Here is a 3,808-nt window from a genome sequence, read left to right as displayed (position 1 = left end):
GCCCTTTCCGGGACACGCCGTGAATCCATCCATGGAGGCTCGTAGGCGACATCCATGTCGCCTACGGTCCCGGAAAGGGCCTGCCCCCGGACGCCCCGAGCGTTCCGCGCAGGCGGATCGAAGATCAAACCCTTCGCGCTTCCGGTCTCTGCTTGGCTGGATGGATGCGTGTGCGTTCGCGGTCGGTTACAGGTCGCCTAGCTTTGCCTGCAAGGCCGCGATGGCCGCCAGGCCGGCCGTCTCCGTACGCAGGATGCGTGGGCCCAGCTGCAGGCCCTGGAAGCCCGCCGCCGCCAGCGTTTCACGGTCTCTTGGAGACCAGCCGCCTTCCGGGCCGATGGCCACCACGATGGGGGTGTCGGCGGCGGCTTCCAGCGTTGAAAGGCGGTGTTCGCCTTGCGGGTCGAGGGTGAGCTTGAGAGCGTTTGCCGGCGTCGCCGCGGCGGCGTCCGTCAGCGATCGTGGTGGCGACAGCGCCGGTACGCGGGCACGGCCGGATTGTTCGCACGCCGAGACGATGACGCTGTGCCAGTGGGCGACGCGCTTTTCCAGGCGCTGGGCGTCGAGCTTCACTTCGGTGCGTTCGGCGTTGACCGGGGCGATGGCGGTGATGCCCAGTTCGGTCGCCTTCTGCAGGATCAAATCCATCTTCTCGCCGCGCGCGATGCCCTGCAGCAGGATCAGCGGGCGCGGCGATTCGGTGTACACGGCCAGCGGCGCGTCGAGCCGCACGCGTGCCTCGCGCTTGGCCGCCAGGGTGATCGTGGCGGGGTAGTCGTGGCCGTCGCCGTTGAACAGCACGCAGGCATCGCCTTCGCCCAGGCGCAGTACGCGCAGCAGGTGGTTGGCGGTGTCTTCCGGCAGCACCAGCTCGGCACCGGCGGACAGCGGCAGGTCGACGTGGCTGCGGGTCAGGCGCATGCGGTGGCTTCCTCGATGGCGGCCAGCGTGGTTTCGGCCAGCAAGGCCAGCTGCTCGTCGTCGATGCAGTACGGCGGCATCCAGTAAAGAATGTCGCCGAGCGGGCGCAGCACCACGCCACGCGCCAGCGCGGCCTTGTAGGCGTGCAGGCCCACGCGCGCGGACGCGGGGAACGGGGTGCGGCGGTCGCCGTCGCGGGTCAGTTCGAAGGCCACCACCATGCCGGCCTGGCGCAGGTCGGCCACGTGCCGGTGTTCGCCGATGGGCAGCGAAAGCTCGCGCATGCGCGCGGCGGTGGCGTGGTTGCGGGCGATGACGTCGTCGCTGGCGAAGATGTCCAGGCACGCCAGCGCGGCGGCACAGGCGATCGGGTTGCCGGTGTAGCTGTGCGAATGCAGGAAGGCACGCTCGCGCGAATCGTCCAGGAAGGCGTCGTAGAGATCCTGCGTGGCCAGCACCGCCGACAGCGGCAGGAAGCCGCCGGTCAGGCCCTTCGAGAGGCACATCAGGTCCGGCATCACCCCGGCCTGCTCGCAGGCGAACAAGGTGCCGGTGCGGCCGAAGCCGGTGGCGATCTCGTCGGCGATCATGAAGGCGCCGTGCGCGTCGCACAGCTCGCGTACCCGGCGCACGTAGGCCGGGTGGTGCATGCGCATGCCGCCCGCGCATTGCAGCAGCGGCTCCAGGATCACCGCGCAGATTTCGCCGGGGTGCTGGTCGAACAGGTCGGCGAGCGCGTCGGCCGCCTGCAGGGCGCGGCTTTCGGCCGACTGGCCCGGCGCGGCGAGGTAGGCGTCGGGCGAGGGCGCGAACAGCGCCTCGGCCAGCAGTGGCGCATACACGCGGCGATACAGCGGGATGTCGCCCACCGACAGCGCGCCGATGGTTTCGCCGTGGTAGCCGTTCTCCAGCGCCACGAAACGCGTGCGCTGCAGCTCGCCGCGGTTGCGGAAATAGTGGAAGGCCATCTTCAGCGCGACTTCCACGCCGGCCGAGCCGTTGTCGGCGTAGAAGACCTTGGACAGCGGCGCGCGGCCGGCCTGGCGCGGCGCGATCTCCAGCAGGCGTTCGGCCAGGCGGATCGCCGGTTCGTGGCTGAAGCCGGCCAGCATCACCTGTTCCAGCGATCCGGCCTGCGCGGCGATGGCCGCGCCGATGCGCGGTTCGGCATGGCCGAACAGGTTGGTCCACCAGCTGCTTACGGCGTCGAGGTAGCGGCGTTCGTCGTGGCCTACCAGCCAGGCGCCTTCGCCGCGCGCGATGGGCACCAGCGGCAGGGTGTCGGGGTGCTCTCGCATCTGCGTGCACGGGTGCCAGAGCACGGCGAGGTCGCGTTTTCGCCAGGCATCGGCCAGGGCGGCGGGGTCTGCTAGCATTTCGGTGTGATGAATCTCTTTGCGCATATGCCCATTCTATCGGCCCGCCGCGGCCCGGCGTTTTCCGCATGAGCCGGACCCTGCCGGTGATCCACGAGGTCCGCGAGCTGGGCGAGGGTCGCCAGCAGCTGGACCTGGAGTTCTCCAACGGCGAACGCCGCCTGTACCACCGGCTGCTCAGCGGCGGCCATGGCGCGGTGGTGGTGGTGCCGCTGCTCGACGACGACACCGTGCTGCTGGTGCGCGAATACGCCGCGGGCATGCATCGCTACGAGCTGGGCCTGGTGAAAGGGCGCATCGACGAGGGCGAGACCCCCCTGCAGGCCGCCGATCGCGAACTGAAGGAAGAAGCCGGCTACGGCGCCCGCCGCCTCGACGTGCTGCGCGCCATGACCCTGGCACCGACCTACATGGCGCACCAATCCTGGCTGGTGGTGGCGCGCGACCTGTATCCCGAGCGCCTGCCGGGCGACGAACCGGAGGAGCTGGAAGTGGTGCCGTGGAAGATCGCCGAACTCGACCAGCTGCTGCTGCGCGAAGACTTTTCCGAGGGCCGCTCGCTGGCCGCGCTGCTGATCGCCCGCCAGTGGCTGGCGGGCAAGCTGTGAGCGCGGCGCCCGACCACGCACTGGGCGAAGGCGTCATCGCCATCGCCCAGGCCGCCGGCGCGGCGATCATGCAGGTGTATGCCGACGGCTTCTCGGTACAGACCAAGGACGACGCCAGCCCGCTGACCCAGGCCGATCTGGCGGCGAACCGCATCATCGTCGAAGGCCTGGCGAAGCTCACGCCGCAGATCCCGGTGCTCTCGGAGGAATCGGCCCAGGTGCCATGGGACGAACGCCGCCACTGGCCGCGCTACTGGCTGGTCGACCCGCTCGACGGCACGCGCGAGTTCATCAAGCGCAACGGCGAATTCAGCGTCAACATCGCGCTCATCGACGAAGGCATCGCCCTCTTCGGCGTGATCCAGGCCCCGGTAGACGGCCGCGTGTGGCACGGCTGGCGAAGCGACGCCGCGTATCGCCGCGAAGGCAGCGAGCAGGTACGCCTGCAGGTACGCGCGCCGGCCACCGCGCCGTTGCGCGTGGCGGCGAGCCGTTCGCATCGCGGCGAGCGCACCGATGCGCTGCTGGCGCGGATGGGCGACGTGGAAGTCATCGCGCAGGGTTCCTCGCTGAAATTCTGTCGTATCGCCGACGGCGCGCTGGATGTGTACCCGCGCTTCGGCCCCACGTCCGAATGGGACACTGCGGCAGGGCAATGCGTGCTGGAAGCGGCCGGTGGCCAGGTACTGGCCGCGCACAGCGGCAAGCCCTTCCGCTACAACCAGCGCGACACCCTGCTCAACGGCGACTTCATGGCCCTCGGCGACCCCGCGTTGCCGTGGCGCGAGTGGATCTGAGGACCCCTGCTTTTGATCTTCGTTCCGCCCGCATTGAATGATCGGGCGGTCGGGGGCGGGCCCTTTCCGGGACCGTAGGCGACATGGATGTCGCCTACGAGCCTCC

Annotated in this window: 4 protein-coding genes; 2 read left to right on the top strand and 2 right to left on the bottom strand. The window is 69.8% G+C overall.

The window, feature by feature from the left end:
* Positions 1–186: 186 nt before the first annotated feature.
* On the bottom strand, positions 187–921 hold the full coding sequence (locus ARC20_RS10620) for a 16S rRNA (uracil(1498)-N(3))-methyltransferase (RefSeq protein ID WP_057646881.1): 735 nt from the start codon (positions 919–921) through the stop codon (positions 187–189).
* A complete protein-coding gene (gene bioA / locus ARC20_RS10615; RefSeq protein ID WP_425478530.1) occupies positions 912–2,297 on the bottom strand; it encodes an adenosylmethionine--8-amino-7-oxononanoate transaminase in 1,386 nt (461 codons plus the stop codon). The genes ARC20_RS10620 and bioA overlap by 10 nt, the downstream gene beginning before the upstream one ends.
* A 68-nt stretch (positions 2,298–2,365) precedes the next feature.
* Here bioA and nudE point away from each other — a divergent pair, with 68 nt between their 5' ends.
* The gene (nudE, locus tag ARC20_RS10610) at positions 2,366–2,905 is read left to right on the top strand and encodes an ADP compounds hydrolase NudE (protein WP_057646877.1); all 540 of its coding nucleotides are present in this window, start codon (positions 2,366–2,368) and stop codon (positions 2,903–2,905) included.
* Positions 2,902–3,702 carry a 3'(2'),5'-bisphosphate nucleotidase CysQ gene (gene cysQ / locus ARC20_RS10605; RefSeq protein WP_272914618.1) on the top strand — a complete coding sequence of 267 codons (801 nt, stop codon included), beginning with the start codon at positions 2,902–2,904 and terminating at the stop codon, positions 3,700–3,702. Before nudE ends, cysQ begins: the two co-directional genes overlap by 4 nt.
* Positions 3,703–3,808: the final 106 nt, after the last annotated feature.

It is taken from the genome of Stenotrophomonas panacihumi (genome assembly GCF_001431645.1).
GTDB classification, from domain to species: Bacteria; Pseudomonadota; Gammaproteobacteria; order Xanthomonadales; family Xanthomonadaceae; genus Stenotrophomonas_A; species Stenotrophomonas_A panacihumi.
Note: the sequence above shows the minus strand (reverse complement) of the source record. Positions and strands in the feature narration are given on the sequence as shown.

What these genes read in the sequence shown, in the direction of transcription:
- ARC20_RS10620 (WP_057646881.1), bottom strand. Translation starts at nt 921, where the DNA reads ATGCGCCTGACCCGCAGCCACGTCGACCTGCCGCTGTCCGCCGGTGCC.
- bioA (WP_425478530.1), bottom strand. Translation starts at nt 2,297, where the DNA reads ATGCTAGCAGACCCCGCCGCCCTGGCCGATGCCTGGCGAAAACGCGAC.
- nudE (WP_057646877.1), top strand. Translation starts at nt 2,366, where the DNA reads ATGAGCCGGACCCTGCCGGTGATCCACGAGGTCCGCGAGCTGGGCGAG.